This is a genomic window from Isoptericola sp. NPDC057191, assembly GCF_042670225.1.
GTDB lineage: Bacteria > Actinomycetota > Actinomycetes > Actinomycetales > Cellulomonadaceae > Isoptericola.
Genome location: NZ_JBHUWC010000010.1, coordinates 33,903 through 51,124 on the forward strand (window position 1 = coordinate 33,903; position 17,222 = coordinate 51,124).

Annotated in this window: 14 protein-coding genes and 1 pseudogene; 7 read left to right on the top strand and 8 right to left on the bottom strand. The window is 75.4% G+C overall.

Features of this window, described 5'->3' with window-relative positions:
* Positions 1 to 126 precede the first annotated feature (126 nt).
* On the top strand, positions 127 to 1,326 hold the full coding sequence (locus tag ACFT55_RS03465) for a zinc-dependent alcohol dehydrogenase (RefSeq protein WP_380241503.1): 1,200 nt from the start codon (positions 127 to 129) through the stop codon (positions 1,324 to 1,326).
* A gap of 15 nt (positions 1,327 to 1,341) precedes the next feature.
* Here the strand turns inward: ACFT55_RS03465 and ACFT55_RS03470 are convergent, their stop codons facing one another.
* Genes ACFT55_RS03470 through ACFT55_RS03490 form a run of 5 tightly spaced genes read right to left on the bottom strand, consistent with a single transcriptional unit; the run spans position 1,342 to position 5,497 of the window.
* Positions 1,342 to 2,916, bottom strand: a complete 1,575-nt coding sequence (locus tag ACFT55_RS03470) for an NAD-dependent epimerase/dehydratase family protein (RefSeq protein WP_380241506.1) — start codon at positions 2,914 to 2,916, stop codon at positions 1,342 to 1,344.
* Positions 2,917 to 2,962: 46 nt separating this feature from the next.
* On the bottom strand, positions 2,963 to 3,400 hold the full coding sequence (locus ACFT55_RS03475) for a PRC-barrel domain containing protein (RefSeq protein ID WP_380241508.1): 438 nt from the start codon (positions 3,398 to 3,400) through the stop codon (positions 2,963 to 2,965).
* Entirely contained in the window at positions 3,397 to 3,771 is a 375-nt protein-coding gene (locus ACFT55_RS03480) for a hypothetical protein (RefSeq protein WP_380241510.1), read from the bottom strand. The genes ACFT55_RS03475 and ACFT55_RS03480 overlap by 4 nt, the downstream gene beginning before the upstream one ends.
* On the bottom strand, positions 3,768 to 4,997 hold the full coding sequence (locus ACFT55_RS03485) for an NRAMP family divalent metal transporter (protein ID WP_380241512.1): 1,230 nt from the start codon (positions 4,995 to 4,997) through the stop codon (positions 3,768 to 3,770). The genes ACFT55_RS03480 and ACFT55_RS03485 overlap by 4 nt, the downstream gene beginning before the upstream one ends.
* On the bottom strand, positions 4,994 to 5,497 hold the full coding sequence (locus tag ACFT55_RS03490; RefSeq protein WP_380241514.1) for a hypothetical protein: 504 nt from the start codon (positions 5,495 to 5,497) through the stop codon (positions 4,994 to 4,996). The genes ACFT55_RS03485 and ACFT55_RS03490 overlap by 4 nt, the downstream gene beginning before the upstream one ends.
* 184 nt (positions 5,498 to 5,681) lie before the next feature.
* Here ACFT55_RS03490 and ACFT55_RS03495 point away from each other — a divergent pair, with 184 nt between their 5' ends.
* The 5 genes from ACFT55_RS03495 (at position 5,682) to ACFT55_RS03515 (ending at position 11,653) form a co-directional block, all read left to right on the top strand.
* The gene (locus ACFT55_RS03495; RefSeq protein WP_380241516.1) at positions 5,682 to 6,284 is read left to right on the top strand and encodes a DUF4956 domain-containing protein; all 603 of its coding nucleotides are present in this window, start codon (positions 5,682 to 5,684) and stop codon (positions 6,282 to 6,284) included.
* The gene (locus ACFT55_RS03500; protein ID WP_380241519.1) at positions 6,281 to 7,093 is read left to right on the top strand and encodes a VTC domain-containing protein; all 813 of its coding nucleotides are present in this window, start codon (positions 6,281 to 6,283) and stop codon (positions 7,091 to 7,093) included. Before ACFT55_RS03495 ends, ACFT55_RS03500 begins: the two co-directional genes overlap by 4 nt.
* A gap of 34 nt (positions 7,094 to 7,127) precedes the next feature.
* Positions 7,128 to 8,849 (top strand): carbohydrate-binding domain-containing protein, encoded by a 1,722-nt coding sequence (locus ACFT55_RS03505; RefSeq protein WP_380241521.1) that lies wholly within the window; start codon positions 7,128 to 7,130, stop codon positions 8,847 to 8,849.
* A gap of 302 nt (positions 8,850 to 9,151) precedes the next feature.
* Positions 9,152 to 10,060: an NAD-dependent protein deacetylase gene (locus ACFT55_RS03510; protein ID WP_380241523.1), complete on the top strand. Its 909-nt coding sequence runs from the start codon at positions 9,152 to 9,154 to the stop codon at positions 10,058 to 10,060.
* A 21-nt stretch (positions 10,061 to 10,081) separates the two neighbouring features.
* Complete coding sequence (locus ACFT55_RS03515; RefSeq protein ID WP_380241525.1) at positions 10,082 to 11,653, top strand: phytoene desaturase family protein; 1,572 nt, start codon at positions 10,082 to 10,084, stop codon at positions 11,651 to 11,653.
* A 6-nt stretch (positions 11,654 to 11,659) separates the two neighbouring features.
* Here the strand turns inward: ACFT55_RS03515 and ACFT55_RS03520 are convergent, their stop codons facing one another.
* Positions 11,660 to 12,646 carry a hypothetical protein gene (locus ACFT55_RS03520; RefSeq protein WP_380241527.1) on the bottom strand — a complete coding sequence of 329 codons (987 nt, stop codon included), beginning with the start codon at positions 12,644 to 12,646 and terminating at the stop codon, positions 11,660 to 11,662.
* Between the two features lie 38 nt (positions 12,647 to 12,684).
* Positions 12,685 to 13,116 (bottom strand): nucleoside deaminase, encoded by a 432-nt coding sequence (locus ACFT55_RS03525; RefSeq protein ID WP_380241534.1) that lies wholly within the window; start codon positions 13,114 to 13,116, stop codon positions 12,685 to 12,687.
* Between the two features lie 248 nt (positions 13,117 to 13,364).
* Between ACFT55_RS03525 and upp the strand changes: the two genes are divergently transcribed.
* The gene (gene upp / locus ACFT55_RS03530) at positions 13,365 to 14,000 is read left to right on the top strand and encodes a uracil phosphoribosyltransferase (protein ID WP_380241530.1); all 636 of its coding nucleotides are present in this window, start codon (positions 13,365 to 13,367) and stop codon (positions 13,998 to 14,000) included.
* 99 nt (positions 14,001 to 14,099) lie between these two features.
* On the opposite strand, the pseudogene ACFT55_RS03535 reads toward upp, so the two are convergent.
* Positions 14,100 to 17,222: pseudogene (locus ACFT55_RS03535) on the bottom strand (hypothetical protein); the annotation flags it as partial.

Consider the following 17,222-nt stretch of genomic DNA (forward strand, 5'->3'; position numbering starts at 1 on the left):
GCGGGAGCGCCGGGTGGCGACCATGCGAGAGCCCTGGGCACCATCGACGTGCGGCGCCCGCCTCGCGGCCGTCGCGGGCCGGACGTCCAGCAGCGCGGCGGCCGGTTCCCCCAGGAAGGACGAGCGGTGCGAGCACTCACGTGGCAGGGCAAGGAACGGGTCAGCGTCGAGGACGTTCCGGACCCGCACGTCCAGGAGCCGACCGACGCCGTCATCCGGGTCACGTCCACGGCCATCTGCGGGTCCGACCTGCACCTTTACGGCGTGCTGGGCATGTTCCTCGACGCCGGGGACGTGCTCGGGCACGAGGCGATGGGCGTCGTCGAGGAGGTCGGGGACGACGTCGGGAACCTCGCCGTCGGCGACCGCGTCGTCGTCCCCTTCGGCATCGCCTGCGGGCACTGCTGGATGTGCACGCGCGGGCTGCAGAGCCAGTGCGAGACCACGCAGGTCCACAGCCAGGACAAGGGTGCGGCGCTGTTCGGGTACACCCGCCTGTACGGGCAGGTGCCGGGTGGCCAGGCCCAGTACCTGCGTGTCCCGCAGGCGCAGTACGGGCCCGTCGTCGTCCCTGCGGACGACACCCCGGACGAGCGCTGGCTGTACCTGTCCGACGTGCTGCCCACCGCGTGGCAGGCCGTGGAGTACGCCGACGTGCCCGACGGCGGCAGCGTCGTCGTGCTGGGGCTCGGGCCGATCGGTCAGATGGCGGCCCGCATCGCCCGGCACCGTGGGGCGGGCACGGTCATCGGCCTCGACCCGGTCCCCGAGCGCCGGCTCATGGCCCAGCGGCACGACGTCATCGCCTTCGACCCCACGGCGTCGGACACGCGCGACGCCGTGCGCGAGCTGACCGACGGTCGCGGGGCCGACGCCGTGATCGACGCCGTCGGCATGGAGGCGCACGGCTCGCCCCTGGCGCACACCACGCAGAAGCTGGTGGGCCTGCTCCCCGACGCGGTCGCGGCGCCACTCACCGAGAAGGGCGGGGCGGACCGGCTCGCCGCGCTCCTCGCCGCGTTCGCGCTCGTGCGCCGCGGCGGCACCGTCTCCCTCTCGGGGGTCTACGGCGGGGCGAAGGACCCGCTGCCGATGATGCAGCTCTTCGACAAGCAGCTCACCCTGCGCATGGGCCAGGCGAACGTGCGTCGCTGGACGGACGACCTGCTCCCCCTGGCGCAGGACCCGCGCGACCCGCTGGGCGTGCTGGACCTGCGCACGCACCGCATGTCGCTCGAGGACGCCCCCGAGGCGTACCGCACGTTCCAGCGCAAGGAGGACGGCTGCATCAAGGTCGTCCTCGACCCCTGGGCCGCCCAGGCGTAACGGGTCAGCAGCCGCTCAGTCCGCCGTGCGGAACGCGCGTCGGCGCGCGTGCTCGTGCAGCCGGTCCAGGGTCGCGAGCTGGTCCTCGGCCAGGACGCCGAGCTCGTGGAACTGGGCCGGGTCGAGGCCGAGCTCCGCGGCGTGCTCCTCCAGGGTCCGCCAGCCGCCGATCTTGCCGACGACGGCGGAGCGCATCAGCTCCGTCTCCAGCACGACGGACATGGGCGACCGGGAGACCACCCGCCCGTTGAGCTTGAGCCGCCCGAACCGCTCGCCCACGGCCGCGACGAGCTGCCGGTACGGGCGGCGGGGCAGGCCGAGGTCCCGCATCAGCCGGCGGTACAGCTCCCGCTCGCCGCGGATCTGCTCCGCCACCTCGGCCAGCTCGGGGTGCAGCGGCAGGTCCTGGTAGTCGGCGACCATGCGCTCGATGCGGCCGAGCCCCGCGGTGGCCCCGGACAGGTGGTCGGAGAGGTACAGGCCCAGCAGGTAGCGGTCCACGCCCGGCGGGACGGCGGCCTGCTCCGCCCCGCGCGGTGCGGGCGAGAGCACGGGCGGTCGCGTCGGGGACGGGCGCATCGGCGCCGAGCCGACCCCGTCGCCCTCGGACATGCCGCGCACGACGTCGAGCAGCGCCTGCGCCGCGGTGCGGCGCGCCGCCCAGCCCAGCTCGGCCTCGACGCGACCGGTGTCCATCAGCGGGGCGCCCATCGCCATGTCCACCCACCCGGGGTCGGCCGCGACCAGGCGCGCCTGGTACGCGAGCGCCACCGCCGCGCGGACGGCGAGGGGCGGCACCTCCACCAGGCGTCCGTGGTCGACGAGCCGCGCGAGGTCCTCGCCGCGCAGCACGTCCGGCGCCGCCACGTTGAACGCACCGCCCGCGCGACGCAGCAGCACGCGGACGTACGCGTCGGCGGCGTCGTCGGCGTGCACCGCCTGCAGGCGCAGCCCGGCGGGCAGCGGGAGCAGCGGCGGTCGGCCGTACCGCAGCAGCCGCACCGGCAGCAGCCGGCCCACGAAGTACCGGGTCACCTCCGCCCCGGCGTCCTCCTGGAACACCAGCGCGGTGCGGAGCCGGGCGACCACGACCTCCGGGTGGTCGCGTTCGAGCTCGTCGAGCACGTCCTCCTGGGCGGCCTTGTCCACGCTGTAGTGCGACGTGGGCATCCCGTCAGCGGGCCAGTCCTCGGCGCGGGGGACGTCGTCGTCGACCGGCGCGTACGCCCCGACGGAGGACGCGACGACGAGATGCCCCACTCCCGCGGCGACGACGGCGCGGGCGACGCGCCGCGTGCCCTCGACGTTGACGGTGCGCAGCAGGGTGCGGTCGCGGTTGGGCTGGATCAGCCAGGCGAGGTGCACGACGGCGTCGGCGTCCCGGAACAGGTCGGTGAGCCGCTCCACGACCTCCGCCTCGTCGCCCGCGAGGTCCGCCGCCGCCCACTCGGCGTCCCGGTACGGCTCCGCGTTGCGGTCCGGCAGCCGCCGGGCGACGCCCAGCACCGACGTCACCTCCGACTCGGCCACCAGGGCGCGCAGCAGCGCCGTCCCGACGTTCCCGGTCTGTCCCACCACGACGACTCGCATGCCCCTCACCGTGGCACCGGCCGCGGATGCCCGCAGGCGGGCCGCGTCAGTCGAGCGCCGGTGGCCGCTCGGTGTAGCCGGGGGCGAGGCGCACATACCGCGCCGCGTCGTCGTCGCCCGCCGACGCGATCTCGGCCGTGGCGACGTCCTCCCAGCCCACCAGGAACGTCCCGCGGTGGCGCCGCCGCACGAGCTGCGGGATCGGCCACGGCGACCGCACGTCCTTGCGCTCGTAGCCGTGGAAGGAACCAGCGCCGCGGGGGCCCACGAGCAGCCCCACCAGGCGGGCGCGGCCGACGGCGTCGCGGCGCGCCTGCGCGCTCAGGGGCGGCTCGTGCTCGGCCTCCTCCCGGTCCTCCCCCTGGCCGGGACCGCCCTCGGGCTCGTCGACCACCTCGAGCGCCAGGCGCACGTCGACGACGACGCCGAGCACGGCGCCGTCGGGCCCGAGCACCCGCACGTCGAGGAGGTCGCCGACGTTCATCCCTCGGCCTCCGGGTCGTGCCGGCCGCCCGGGATGCGGCCGATCAGGCGGTCCCGCAGCCAGTGCTCCACCCAGTCAGCGTCGAGCCGGTCCGAGGACACCGTGAGCTCGACCGCGGTGCCGACGTGCCCGACGTCGTCCCAGGCGATGCGCGGCAGCCGCGACGCCGGGACGCGCCCGCCGAAGAGCCGTGCCGCGAGCGCGGAGCCGACCAGGATCGCGGCGACGTGCGCCTCCTGGCCCGCCTCGGCCGGGCCGCCGTCCGGGCCGGCCAGCTCCAGGTCGTCCACCGTGAGGACGGGCTCGCCGTCGTCGTCCAGCACCTGGCGGCTGAGCAGGTGCAGGCGGGCGTCCACGAGGCGTTCGGTCATGACCCCGCTCCCGTCGCGATCATCAGGGGGATCGCCGCGACGGCCGCGACGACCACGATCACCAGGTACACCGTGCCCAGCGCATTCGTGACGCGCCCGTTGACGTGCTCGCCCATGTACTCCGGGTCGTTGGCGACGACGAGGATCGGCACGTACGTCAGGGGCAGCGCGACGGCGGAGAAGACCACGGACATCTCGGTCACCGCCACCGGGTCCACGCTCGTCATGAGGATCCCGACGGCCATCAGCAGCGCCACGATCATCGTGAGGTGGAAGCGCGCGGCCCGGGCGGGGCGGCGGAACTTGCCCCACGACCACCCGAGGTACTGGGCCAGCGAGTACCCGCTGGAGAGGGCGGTCTCGAGCGCGGCACCGAAGGTGGCGGCCACGATCCCGACGATGACGATCGCGAGCAGCAGCACCCCGCCGGCCTGCGCCACGGGCAGCACGATCTGCGACAGCGTGGACACCTCGATGCCGGCGGGCAGCAGCACGACGGCCGCGCAGCCGGCGATCGCGAGCGACAGGAGGCCACCGAGCGGGAACCCGATCAGCACGTTGGTGCGGTTGGTCGACAGGTCCTTCGCCGTCCACCGCTCCTCGATCGCGCCGGAGGAGAAGAAGAACACCTCGTACGGCGTCATCGCGGCGCCGAACAGCGCCACCGCGTAGTACCAGTACGACGCCGGGGACTCGGTGCCCGGCGGCGACGGCGGCACCGCCTGGCGCAGCAGCTCGCCCCAGTCCGGGCCGAGCAGGAACAGCGCGACGGCGAACCCGACGAGGAGCAGGCCCAGCAGGCCCGCGACGTTCTCCAGGATCTGGAACTTCACGCGCCACAGCACGAGCCACACCGCGAGCGCCGCGACCGGGATCCACAGCCGGGGCTCGACGCTGCTCGCCAGGCTCAGGGCGAGCGCGATGCCCCCGACCTCCGCGGTGAGCGTCAGCAGGTTGATCGCGAACGACGCGACGAGGTTCGCGCCGGCGGCGCGCGGTCCGAGGCGCTCGCGCACGATCTCGAACGTCGCGCGCCCGCTCACCGCCGCGACCCGGCCGGCCATGCTCGCGAACAGGCAGATGCCGACGATGCCGAGCAGCACGACCCACGCGAGCGACATGCCGAACCGGGACCCGACGACGGCGTTGGTGACGAGGTCACCGATGTCGACGAACCCGCCGATGGCGGTGAGGATGCCGAGGGCGGCGGCGAGCAGCTTGTTCATGGTCCGCCCGCCTCGGCCAGGACGGCGTCCGTCTTGTCGGTGGCGGCCGCGAGGTCGGCCTGCAGCTCGTCGGCCGACGTCGGCACGTCCTGCGCGCCCGCGAGGTTCCCGCCGGACCGGGCCGCCACCCAGGCGCGCGCCGCGACGAGGGCGTCCGACACGTCGCCCATGGCCTTCAGTCCCGCCGTCCGGTGGTCCGAGGACGCCGTGTCGGGCGGCACGAGGGTGGTGAGCGCGGACTCGGCGTCGTCGAGGACGCGCAGCTGGTCCAGCAGGGCCGTGTCGGCGACCGGCCCGGTGATCCGTCCCTGGTCGAGCAGGCTGACGGTGAGGCTGGCCGTCTCGCCGACCGAGCCCGCCTGGGCGAGCGCGTCGGCGACGGCCGCCGTCGCCTGACCCGGTTCCTGCCGGCTCGCGACGCATCCCGCGCACGACGCGGCGACGAGGATCGCGGCGACGGCGACCGCTGTCCCGCGCGCGCCCGTCCGTCGTCCTGTCACGTGCCGATGTTGACCACGGGACGGCGTGTTCGCACGTCGGAGGCGCGCGCGCCTCTCAGCAGGCCTTCACGGCTCGCAGCGCATTCCCAGGTCTCCCCCAGTGGACGCCGGAGGCGGCGGTGTCCACTGGGCGACGTCCCCACCAACGGACCGGGAACGGTCCATCCACGACCCCGGAGCCCCCATGCCCCCCGTCGCCCTGTACGCCGTCGACCTCGTCGCCGTCGCGATCCTGACGTTCGCGCTCTACTTCCCCCGGCACCGCCGCCGCGACCTCGTGGTCGCCTACCTCGGTGTCAACGTCGGCGTCCTGGCCGTCTCGGCCGTGCTGTCGTCGAGCACCATCGCCGCCGGACTCGGCCTGGGGCTGTTCGGCGTGCTGTCGATCATCCGGCTGCGTTCCGACGAGCTGTCGCAGCGCGAGGTCGCGTACTACTTCGCGGCGCTCGCGCTGGGCCTGCTCGGCGGCATGGGCACGTCGACCGGGTGGCTCGGCCTCGCCGGGTCCGCCCTGATCCTGGTGGTGATGGCCGTGGCCGACCATCCCCGTCTGCTGGCCCGGCACGCGGCCCAGACGATCGTGCTCGACCGCGCCGTCGTCGACCGCGACGAGCTCACCGCGCACCTGGAGGCCCTGCTGGGCGCCCGCGTGCACTCCGTGAGCGTGCAGTCGATCGACCTCGCGAACGACACGACGCGCGTCGAGGTCCGCTACGAGCTGCCCCGCCCCGGTGCCCGGCAGGTCGCGCCCACCGGCGCGCACGACCACCTGACGGTGACCCGATGACGGCGGCGGCCGTGGGCGCGACGGCGCAGGACGTCGTCACCCGCGGGCTGGCCGACGCCCGCCCGGTCACGCTGGAGGAGGTCGACGCGACCGCCGCGCTCCAGACCCGGGTGGACCGCAAGTACGTGCTCACCCCGGCCGAGGTCGCGGCCCTGCTGGCGACGCTCGCCGCGCAGGCCGAGCCCCGCGTGCTGGAGATCGGCGGCGACCGCGCCTTCACGTACGCCTCCACCTACTACGACACGGCCGACCTGCTCACGTTCCGACAGGCCGCGCGCCGCCGGCGCCGCCGGTTCAAGGTGCGCACCCGCACCTACGTCGACACCGGCAACACGACGTTCCTCGAGGTCAAGACGCGCGCCGCGCGCGGCGTCACCGTCAAGGAACGCTGCCCGTGGGAGCTGTCCGCCCCGCTCGGGGGCGCCGGCCTGGAGTTCGTCGACGACCGGCTCGCCGCCGCCCGCCTCGACGCACCGCCGTCGGCCGACCTCGCCCCCGTGCTCCGCTCGGTGTACCGGCGCACCACGGTGCTGCTGCCCGACGCCCGCATGACCCTCGACTCCGGGCTGCGCTGGCGGCTCGCCGGCCCCGAGACCCTGCACGGCGACCGCACGGCCGACGTCGGCGACCTCGTGGTCGTGGAGACCAAGGCCGGCACCGCGCCGTCGTCCGCCGACCGCGCCCTGTGGCGTGCCGGCCACCGCCCCGACCGCATCTCCAAGTACGCGACCGGGCTCGCCACCCTGCGACCCGACCTGCCCGACCATCCCTGGCGCCGCCTGCGGCGCGAGCGGCTGGGCGTCGTCTGACCTCCCTGCACCCTGTCCCCTGAGAGGACCCACCATGCGCATCCCCCGCCCCCGCACGCTCTGGACCCGGACCCTGGCCGTCGCGGCCGCCGGCACCCTCGCCGTCGGCGCGCTCGCCGCCTGCGACGCCACGTCCGCCACGTCCGCCGCGACCGAGGACGCCGGCACGACCGCCGCCGAGATCTCCGCGACGGACAACTCCGGCCGGTCCGCGCAGGACGTCCTCGCCGCGAACCTGTCCCCCGACGACACCGCGGCCCTGGCCGACGACACCTGGGACACGGCAGACGAGGTCGCGGTCTCCCTCGACGGCGACACCGCCTCCGCCTCCGGGGACGGCGTCACCGTCGACGGCTCGACCGTCACGATCACGCAGCCCGGCACGTACCGGGTCTCCGGCACGCTCGACGACGGCCAGGTCGTGGTCGACTCGTCCGCCGACGGGGTGGTGCGCCTCGTGCTCGACGACGCGGACGTCACCAGCTCCACCGGTGCCGCCGTCGACGTCCAGGACGCCGACCAGGTGTCGGTGGTCCTCGCCGACGGCTCCACGAACCGCCTCGAGGACGCGCAGGAGTACGCGGACACGACGTCCGACAACGCGGCCAACGCCGCCCTGTACTCGACGGCGGACCTGGCGATCTCCGGCACCGGTGCGCTCGAGGTGGTCGGCAACGCGAACGACGGCATCACGGGCAAGGACGGGCTCGTCATCGCGGGCGGGGACATCTCCGTCACCGCCGCGGACGACGCGGTCCGCGGCAAGGACTACCTCGTCGTGTCCGGCGGCACGGTCGACGTCCAGGCCGGCGGCGACGGGCTCAAGTCCGACGCCGACGACGACGCGACGGCCGGGTACGTCGCCCTCACCGGCGGAGACGTCACCGTCGACGCCGCGTCCGACGGCGTGCAGGGCTTCACCGACGTCGCCATCACCGGCGGCACCCTCACCGTGACCCGTTCCGAGGAGGGCATCGAGGCCGCGACCATCGCCGTCTCCGGCGGCGACACCGCCATCACGTCCACCGACGACGGGCTCAACGCGACCGTGAAGGAGGCGGAGGACTCGACGTCCGACACGACCGACACGACCGACGACACGGCGACCGACGACCAGCAGGCCCCGCCGCAGGCACCCGCGGACGGAGAGGCGCCCGCGGACGGGGGCCAACCGCCCGCGGACGGCGAGATGCCGCAGGGCGGCGGCGGCATGGACGCGGTGCAGGAGGGCGCGTCGCTCACGATCACGGACGGCACGCTGCACGTGGACGCCGAGGGAGACGGGCTGGACTCCAACGGCGTGGCGGCGATCAGCGGCGGCGACGTCGTCGTCGAGGGGCCGACGAACGGCGGCAACGGCGCGCTCGACTCCGCCGGCGGTCTCACCGCCACGGGCGGCACGCTGCTCGCCGTCGGCTCGTCGGGCATGGCCGAGGCGCCCGAGACGGACTCGACGCAGGGCTGGGTGGCGCTGACCGCCGACTCGACGCTGGAGGCCGGCACCGAGGTGGCGGTCGTGGACGCCGACGGCGCGCAGGTCGCCACGATCACGCTCACCAAGAGCGCCCAGTCCGTCGTCTTCAGCGGCCCGGAGATCACCGACGGCGCCACGTACACCCTCACCGCCGACGGCGCCGAGGTCGGCACCGCCACCGCCGGCGACGCCCCCGCCGGTGGCATGGGCGGCCCGGGCGGCGGCCAGCCGGGCCAGGGCAACCAGACCGACCAGTCGTCGTCGAGCACCACCACGAGCTGACCGCGAGGTAGTCCAGGACCAGCCGAGGTAGTTCCGAACATGCCGAGGTAGTTCAGATCCAGCCGAGGTAGTTCACAACGTGCCGAGGTAGTGGACCAGTCCACTACCTCGGCACGTTCGCCACTACTTCGCGGAGCCGAGGACTACCTCGCGAAGCCCGCAACTACCTCGCGAAGCCCGCAACTACCTCGCGAAGCCCGCAACTACCTCGCGGAGCCCGCAACTACCTCGCGGAGCTGGGAACTACCTCGGCAGGTGGGTGGCGCGCGTGGGCCGGCGCTCCGCGTCGTACGCTCGAAGGCGTGCAACCCGTTCCCCGGCCGCTCGCCCCGACGTACCAGGACCGGCGCTGGGAGCTCCCGCCGGACGCGGTGGTGCACCACGGCACGGTGGACGACGCGGTCCGGCTGCTCCACGGCCGCACGATCACGGCGCTGACGGGCGCGGGCGTCTCCACGGACTCCGGCATCCCGGACTACCGCAGCCCTGACTCGCCGAAGCGCGCGCCGATGACGTACCAGCAGTTCGTCGCCGACGAGGCGTTCCGCCGTCACTACTGGGCCCGCAACCACGTGGGCTGGCAGGTGGTGCACCGGACGGAACCGAACGCCGGGCACCGCGCGCTCGCCACGCTGGAGGGCCGGGGCGTGGTGCGCGGCGTCATCACGCAGAACGTGGACCTCCTGCACGAGGACGCGGGCTCCCGGCACGTCATCGACCTGCACGGCCGCTACGACCGCGTGATCTGCCTGCAGTGCGGGCGCGTCATCAGCCGTGCGCACCTGGCGGAGCGGCTGGACGCGCTCAACCCGGGCTTCGTCGAGTCGGTGCTCGACGACGGTGCGACGGTGGCGGACATCGAGACCGCCCCGGACGCGGACGCCGTCATCGAGCAGACCAGCCACTTCGTGCCCGCCGCGTGCGAGTTCTGCGGCGGGGTGCTCAAGCCGGAGATCGTGTACTTCGGGGAGAACGTGCCCCGGGAGCGGGTGGAGCGCGCCTACGCGCTGGTGGACGACGCCGACGCGCTCCTGGTGGCAGGCACGTCGCTCACCGTGATGAGCGGGCTGCGGTTCGTGCGGCACGCGGCCAAGGCGGGCAAGCCGGTCGTCATCGTCAACCGCGGCGAGACGCGCGGTGACCCGCTGGCCACGCTCAAGGTGGACGACGGCGTCACCGAGACGCTCGTCACGCTGGCCGAGCACCTCTGACGGTTGGGCGAGGGAGGCATCGTGCTGGACGCGGTCGTGGTCGGGTCGGGCCCCAACGGGCTCGCGGCCGCCGTCACGCTCGCTCGCGCCGGGCTGTCCGTGACGGTGCTGGAGGCGAACGCGACGGTCGGCGGCGGTGCCCGCACCCTCGCCCCCGGGGACGACGGCGACCTGCTCGCCGGCCTGCCGGAGGGCGTCGTGCACGACGTGTGCTCCGCCTGCCACCCGATGGCCTGGGCGTCGCCCTTCTTCCGCGCCTTCGACCTCGCCGCGCACGGCGTCGAGCTGCTCACGCCGGCGGTGTCGTACGCCCAGCCGCTGCCGGACGGCCCGGCGGGGGTCGCCTACCGCGACCTCGACCGCACAGTCGACCGTCTCGGCCCGGACGGACCCGCGTGGCGCGCGCTGATGGGGCCGCTCGCCGCGCAGTGGGAGGCCGTCGTCGCCCTCGCGATGGGCGACCACCGGTCGGTGCCGCCCGGGGTGCTCGACGCCGCCGACCCGGCGCGTGCCGTCCTCGCCGCCGCCCGGTTCGGCCTCGGGCTGGCCGAGCAGGGCACGTACGCCTGGGACGCGCGGTTCACCCAGGAGGCGGCCCCGGCCCTGCTCACCGGCATCGCCGCGCACACGATCGTGCCGCTGCCGTCCCTCTCCGGCGCGGGCACCTCGCTGCTGCTGGGGACGCTGGCGCACGCGACGCCACGCCGGTCGGGTCCAGGGTCGGGTGCAGGGTCACAGGCGGGCTCCGCCGGGCTCGCGTTCGACGGCGGGTGGGCGATCCCGCGCGGCGGGTCGGGCGCGATCACGGCCGCTCTCGTCGCGGACCTGGAGGCGCACGGCGGCACGGTCCTGACGGGCCACCGGGTGCGCACCCCGGCCGACGTGCCCGCGGCGCGCGTCGTGCTGTTCGACACCTCGCCCCGCACGCTGCTCGACGTCGTCGGCGCCGCGGTCCCCCCGGGCCTGCGCCGCGCGCTCGAGGCCTACCGGTACGGCAACGCCGCCGCCAAGGTCGACTTCGTGCTCTCGGGGCCGGTCCCGTGGGCGGACCCGGAGGTGGGCCGCGCGGGCACGGTGCACGTGGGCGGCACGCGCGCCGAGCTGGCGCAGGCGGAGGGCGAGGTCGCGGCTGGGCGGCACGCCCCCCGGCCGGTGTGCCTGGTCAGCGACCCGACCGTCGTCGACGCCTCCCGGCGCGTGTCCACGTCCGGCGGCGAGCTGCGCCCCCTGTGGACGTACACGCACGTGCCCGCAGGCTCCGACGTGGACGTCACCGAGACCGTCACCGCGCAGATCGAACGGTTCGCCCCCGGCTTCCGCGACGTCGTCGTCGCGTCCCGGGGTGTCCCCGCCGCCGAGATGGCGGCCCACAACGCGAACTACGTGGGCGGCGACATCTCCGCCGGCGCCGCCACGATGTGGCAGATGGTCGCGCGCCCCGCCCTGCGCGCGGAACCGTACCGTGTCGCCGGCGGCGTCTACCTCTGCTCGGCGTCCGCCCCGCCCGGCCCGGGCGTGCACGGGATGGGCGGCTGGCACGCCGCCCGCCGCGCGCTGCGCGACGTCTTCGGCATCCGGGTTGCCGCGCTGTGACGACCGTCAGCCCGCGGCCCAGCGGGTGCTGCGCTCGCGCAAGTCGGTGACGCCGACCCGACCCGTGGGCGAGAGCGTCGCGACGCGTCCCCGCGGGCCGAGCCCCGACCGGTAGCGCTCCGCGAGAGCCGCCTCCGCGTCGGCGTCGCCGGCGTCGGCGGCCACGAGCAGCGCGGCGAGGGCGTCGGTGAGCGCGTCCCACGCGTCGTCCGACAGCGGCACCGCGGGCACGTACCCGGACGGCGAGGCGGCGGCGAGCGCCGTCAGGCCCGGGTGGTCGGGCAGCGCGCCCCAGAGGTCCCACAGCAGCACCTCCTCGCGCATCCGGTGGGCGAGCTCGAGCAGCACGTAGCCGCGCACGAAGTCCTTGCCGCCCAGCTCGGGCAGCTCCGGGGCGACGCCGTACGACGCCGGGTCCACGTCGCCGGCGCGGATGGCGCGCCACACCTCGGCGGCGGTGGGGAACGGTGACGACGGGCCGGTCGGCATGTCGTGCACGTCGAAGCCCCAGGACCCGTCCGGCGTGAGCTCCGGGTCCCAGCGCACCCAGCGTCCCCCGCCGTCGTCGGTGGCCTCCCAGTGCTCGACGACCACGTGGTCGTGGAAGAACGGCGGGTTGAAGTACCCGGCGAAGCCGATGCGCGAGCGTGCCGGCACGCCGTGCCGGCGCAGCACGCCGAGCGAGAACAGCGTGTGGTCGCGGCAGCACCCGGCGACGAGCTCTCCCGGCTCACGCCCCTGCGTCAGGGGTCCGGGGCGGCGCTCGACGGCGGCGTCGAGCGTCGACTCCAGCCACCGGCGGTCGATGTCGGCGCGCTGGTCGTCGCGCAGCGGCACCCCGTCGGCGCGGTAGTGCACGATCGTCGCGCACGCGGCCCGCCCGACGTCGGCAGGCACGGGCGGCACGGCGGCGAGCAGGTCGCCGTGCGGGCCGGGGTCGGAGTAAGGGCTCTGCCGGGCGTAGTCGGCGAGGGTGGGGGCAGCGGTGTCCATCCTGGTATGACCTCCGTCGGCGGCGAGAGTCGTCGCCGTCAGCGGCGGGACTCGAAGAAGTCTCGCAGGATCCGCCCGCACTCCTCCTCGCGCACGCCGCCGACGACCTCGACGGCGTGGTTGGCGCGCTGGTCGCGCACCAGGTCCCAGACAGACCCGGTGGCGCCGGCCTTCGGGTCCCACGCGCCGAGGACGACGCGGCGCACCCGCGCCGCGACGAGCGCCCCGGCGCACATCACGCACGGCTCCAGCGTGACGACGAGGGTGCAGCCCTCCAGCCGCCACTCGCCGCGGGTCGCCGCCGCCTGCCGCAGCGCGAGCACCTCGGCGTGCGCCGTCGGGTCGCCGGTCTCCTCGCGGCGGTTGCGCCCGAGCCCGACGAGCCGCCCGTCCGCGTCGAGGACCAGCGCACCGACGGGGACGTCGTCGCTGGCGAGCGCGTGCGACGCCTCGTGCAGCGCCAGGCCCATGAGCGCGTCCCACACGGCGCGCCGCCCGCTGACCGTCTGCGGGGGGAACTCGCCGTCGGCCCAGGGCAGCGCGAGACCGCGCGGCCCGCGCCCAGCGCCGTCGTCGGCCATGTCCCTCCCCCGTTGTCAGACCCACGCCAGCGTATAGAGCGACGTGGGTCTGACAACTCCCGGGCGCGAGAGGCTGTCAGACCCACGGCGTGCCATAGGGCGACGTCGGTCTGACAACTCCCGGTACCGTGGGGCCCATGCGCCTGCACGTCGCCGACCACCCGCTGGTGGACCACAAGCTCACCGTCCTGCGTGACGAGAACACCCCGTCGGCGACGTTCCGTCTCCTCGTCGACGAGCTCGTGACCCTGCTCGCCTACGAGGCGACGCGCCACGTGCGCACCGAACCCAAGGAGATCCGCACCCCGGTCACCACGACGACGGGCGTGCGTCTGAGCGACCCGAGCCCCATCGTCGTGCCGATCCTGCGCGCCGGGCTCGGGATGCTCGAGGGCATGACGCGCATGATCCCGACGGCGGAGGTCGGCTTCCTCGGCCTGCAGCGCGACGAGTCCACCTACGAGGCCGTCACCTACGCGAACCGCCTGCCCGACGACCTCACCGACCGGCAGGTCTTCCTGCTCGACCCGATGCTCGCCACCGGCGGCACGCTTGTCGCGGCGATCGATTACGTGCTGGAGCGCGGGGCGCGCGACGTCACCGCCGTCTGCCTCCTGGCCACGCCCGAGGGCCTCCAGGTGCTCGAGAACGCCGTCGGCTCGCGCGTCGACGTGCAGATCGTGGTGGCCGCGGTGGACGAGCGCCTCAACGAGCAGAAGTACATCGTGCCTGGCCTCGGCGACGCCGGGGACCGGCTGTACGGCATCGTCTGACCGGTTCGGAAGATCAGGACCGGGCGGTCAGGACCATGCGGTCAGGACCAGGCGGTCAGGACCAGGCGGTCAGGACCGGGCAGGATCAGGCGGGCCCGCTCAGCGGTACTCGCAGTCCCCGATCCGCTCCCACCTGGCGTGGTACCCGCTGCTGCCGGCCCAGCGCCCGGCAGCCTGGTTCCCCTGGGAGTCCTGACCGTTGCCGTTCCCGTTGCCGTTCCCGTTGCCGTTCCCGTTCGCGCTGTTGCCGTTCGCGCCGTTGCCGTTGCCCTGGTTCCCCTTGCTGCCGGTGTCGGCAGCGGCCGCGTCGCCGGCACCCTGGCCACCCTCCCCACCGTTGGCCTGCGCGCCCACGTAGCGGTAGTTGCCACCGCGCCAGGACGCGACGTCGCCCACCTCGTGACCGGCGCCCCAGCGGTGCGGTGCGGCGCACCAGCCCGAGGTGCCGGTGAACGGGTCGACGACGAGGTCGGAGGACCAGTCGCCGGAGCTCACGGTGAACGTCGCCCCGCGGGGGCCGTCGACGGTCCCGGCGTCCGCGCGCACGCTCTGCCGGGCGGGCACCGTCGTCGTCACGCGGGCTCCGTTGGTGCCTTCCACGACGAAGTCCTGCGGGACGGACGAGCCCGTGTTGTCGAGCACGACGGAGACGGAGCGGGTCGACGCCGACCGCCAGCCGTTCTTCGTGACCTGGACGTCGCCCGGCTCCTGCCGGGCCTGCGGAGCGACGACGACGCACGACACGGCGTCGTAGGCGACGGTCCGCTCGACGACGAGGTCACGTTCCTCGACGGTCCGCGTCAGCCGCACGGTCGCCGAGCCGGCGTCGGCGTTCAGGCCCCCGGCGGACGTGGTGAGCGTGGCGGCAGACCCCGCAGGGACGCGCGACGGGTCGCCGTCCCCGAGCCGCGCCCTCCACCCGACCGCTCCCCGGTTGCGCACGGCCACGGCCACCTGTGCCTGGTCGTCGACGCACTGGGTCGCGACGCTCAGGTCGACCGCGTCGTCGGGCCACGTCGCGGTGGCGCAGCTCTCGAACGCCGGCACGTCCACGCTGGTCAGGCCGCGCCCGTCGGCGGTCACCGCGACCTTCTTCGTGTTCCACGGGACCGACACCTGGAGCTGGCCCTTCGCGCCGGCCGCGAGGACGGCCGCGCGGCCCTCCCCGGTGCCGTCGGTCACGGCGAACCGCACGGGGAACGTGGAGCCCGAGTTGTCCACGGGGATGGTCACCGTGCGCCACGAGGTGTCGGCCGAGGAGTCGAACCTGCACTCGGCCGCGGTGAGCGCCGCAGGACCGCCCACGGCCGGGGCGAGCGACGCCGCCTCGTACCGCTTGACCGGCGCCACGGCGGGCACCACGCCCTGCGCGGGCTCGTCGCCGTCGGAGTCCGCCACCCAGCGGTACAGCTGGAACTCGGCGGTGCCCGCGTCGAGCGCCGTGCGGTCGGTCGGCACGACGAACGTCGCGGTCTCCCCCGGCGCGAGGCGCTTCTGCTCGGTGACCCCGCCGGCGGCGGACATGCCCGCCCGCATCGGCTCGTCGCTGATGTTGGTCAGCGTGCCGCGCACCTGCATGCGGCCGTCGTCGTCCGAGACCACGGCGGTGCTCGAGACGTCCCAGCGCGGGTCGTAGCAGTCGACGGCCTGGTGCGGGCCGCCCGGCACGGTGGTGCGGTAGGTCTGGCCGCCCAGCGTGGTGGACACGGCCCACGACGCCGCACCCGACGGCACGCGCAGCCCGTCCGGCACGTCCGCGGTGACCGACTCTCCCGGCGCGAGCTCCCTGGACGTCGGGCCGGAGCTCCCTGCCGCGTCGAGCCGCACGGTCACCACCTGGTCCGTGAGGTTGACGTACGTGCCGCGGACCGCGGCGTTCGCCATGCCCACGCCGCCGGACGCGAGGCAGAGCGCCTGGACGGACCGTGCCCCGCCGGCGGCCCCCGCCCACGGCTGGGCCACCGTGACGGCGGCAGCCCCGGACAACGTGTGGGTCGAACCCGGCAGCTGAGGCGCGGCGGCGACCGTCACCGCTCCCGGCGTGGCGGTCCCGTCCGCGATGACGCGCAGCCGCACCGACCGCTGCTCGCCCGGTCCCAGCGGCGCGGCGTCCGCGGCGGCGACGCAGGTCCAGACCGTGCCGTCCGCCGTCGTCCCGTCCGTCGGGGGCAGGCACGTCAGGTCGCCGTCGGAGGCGACGGGCCGCAGGCCCGGCGGCACGGTCAGCGCGACGGACCAGCCGACGGCCGCCTGGTCGCCCGTGTTCCGCACCGAGACCGGCACCCAGGCGGAGCCCGGGTTCGACACAGGGACGACGTCGCCCGTGGACGCCGTGAGCTCGGCGCCGTAGGGCAGCACCGTGGTGGGCGGCAGCGTGAGCGCCTCGGGCGCGACGCCGGCGGCCCACACCGACCCGCCGATCACGTAGGCCCCGCCCGCGCTCGCGCGCACCGGCACCGACCCGGTGACGGACCCGCCCGCCGGGATCGTGCCGAGCGTGCAGCGCGCCGTGCGGCCGGTCGCGTCGGTGGGGTTGCAGGCCAGGGCGTCGGCGGCGATCGTCCCGACCGTGGTCGCCCCGACGGACGCGACGGGCAGCGCCAGGTCGACCCCGGCGGGCAGCGCGACCTCGACCACCGCCTCGTCGGCGTCGGCGCCGCCCGTGTTCGCGACCGTGAGGACCAGGGGCTGGCTGGTGCGCGGCTGGAGCGGCGTGGCCGCCGCAGAGACGGCGAGGTCGGCGACCGGCGGGAACGGCGTGGTGGGGAGCAGGTTCACGGGGTTCGTCGGGTCCGTGCTGGGGTCGTCGGTGTCGCCCGGCTCGTCCGTCCTGACCTCGCCGGGCTCGACCGCGACGTCCGTCGTGTCGCCGGGCGCGGCCCACGGCCGGCCCTCGACCGTCACGGGGGCGGTCGGGGCCGCCGCCGGGGGCTCGTGGCTGGTGCCGATCGCGTTGAGGACGGTCACGACGCCGACCGTCGCGACGGCGACGGCGCTCGCTGCGGCCGCCACCCCCGCCGTCGTGCCCATGACGGCGCCCGCGGCCGCCGCGGTGCCCGCCGTGGCCGCGGTGGCCGCCGACCCGGTGGCGACGCTCGCCGTGGCCGCGCCGGCCAGGGACGCCGCGCCACCCGTGGCACCGCTGGCGGCGGCCGCCGTCGAGCCTGCCGCCGCCCCGGTCGAGATGCTCGCCGCGCCGCCGGCGCCCGTGGCGCCGACGGT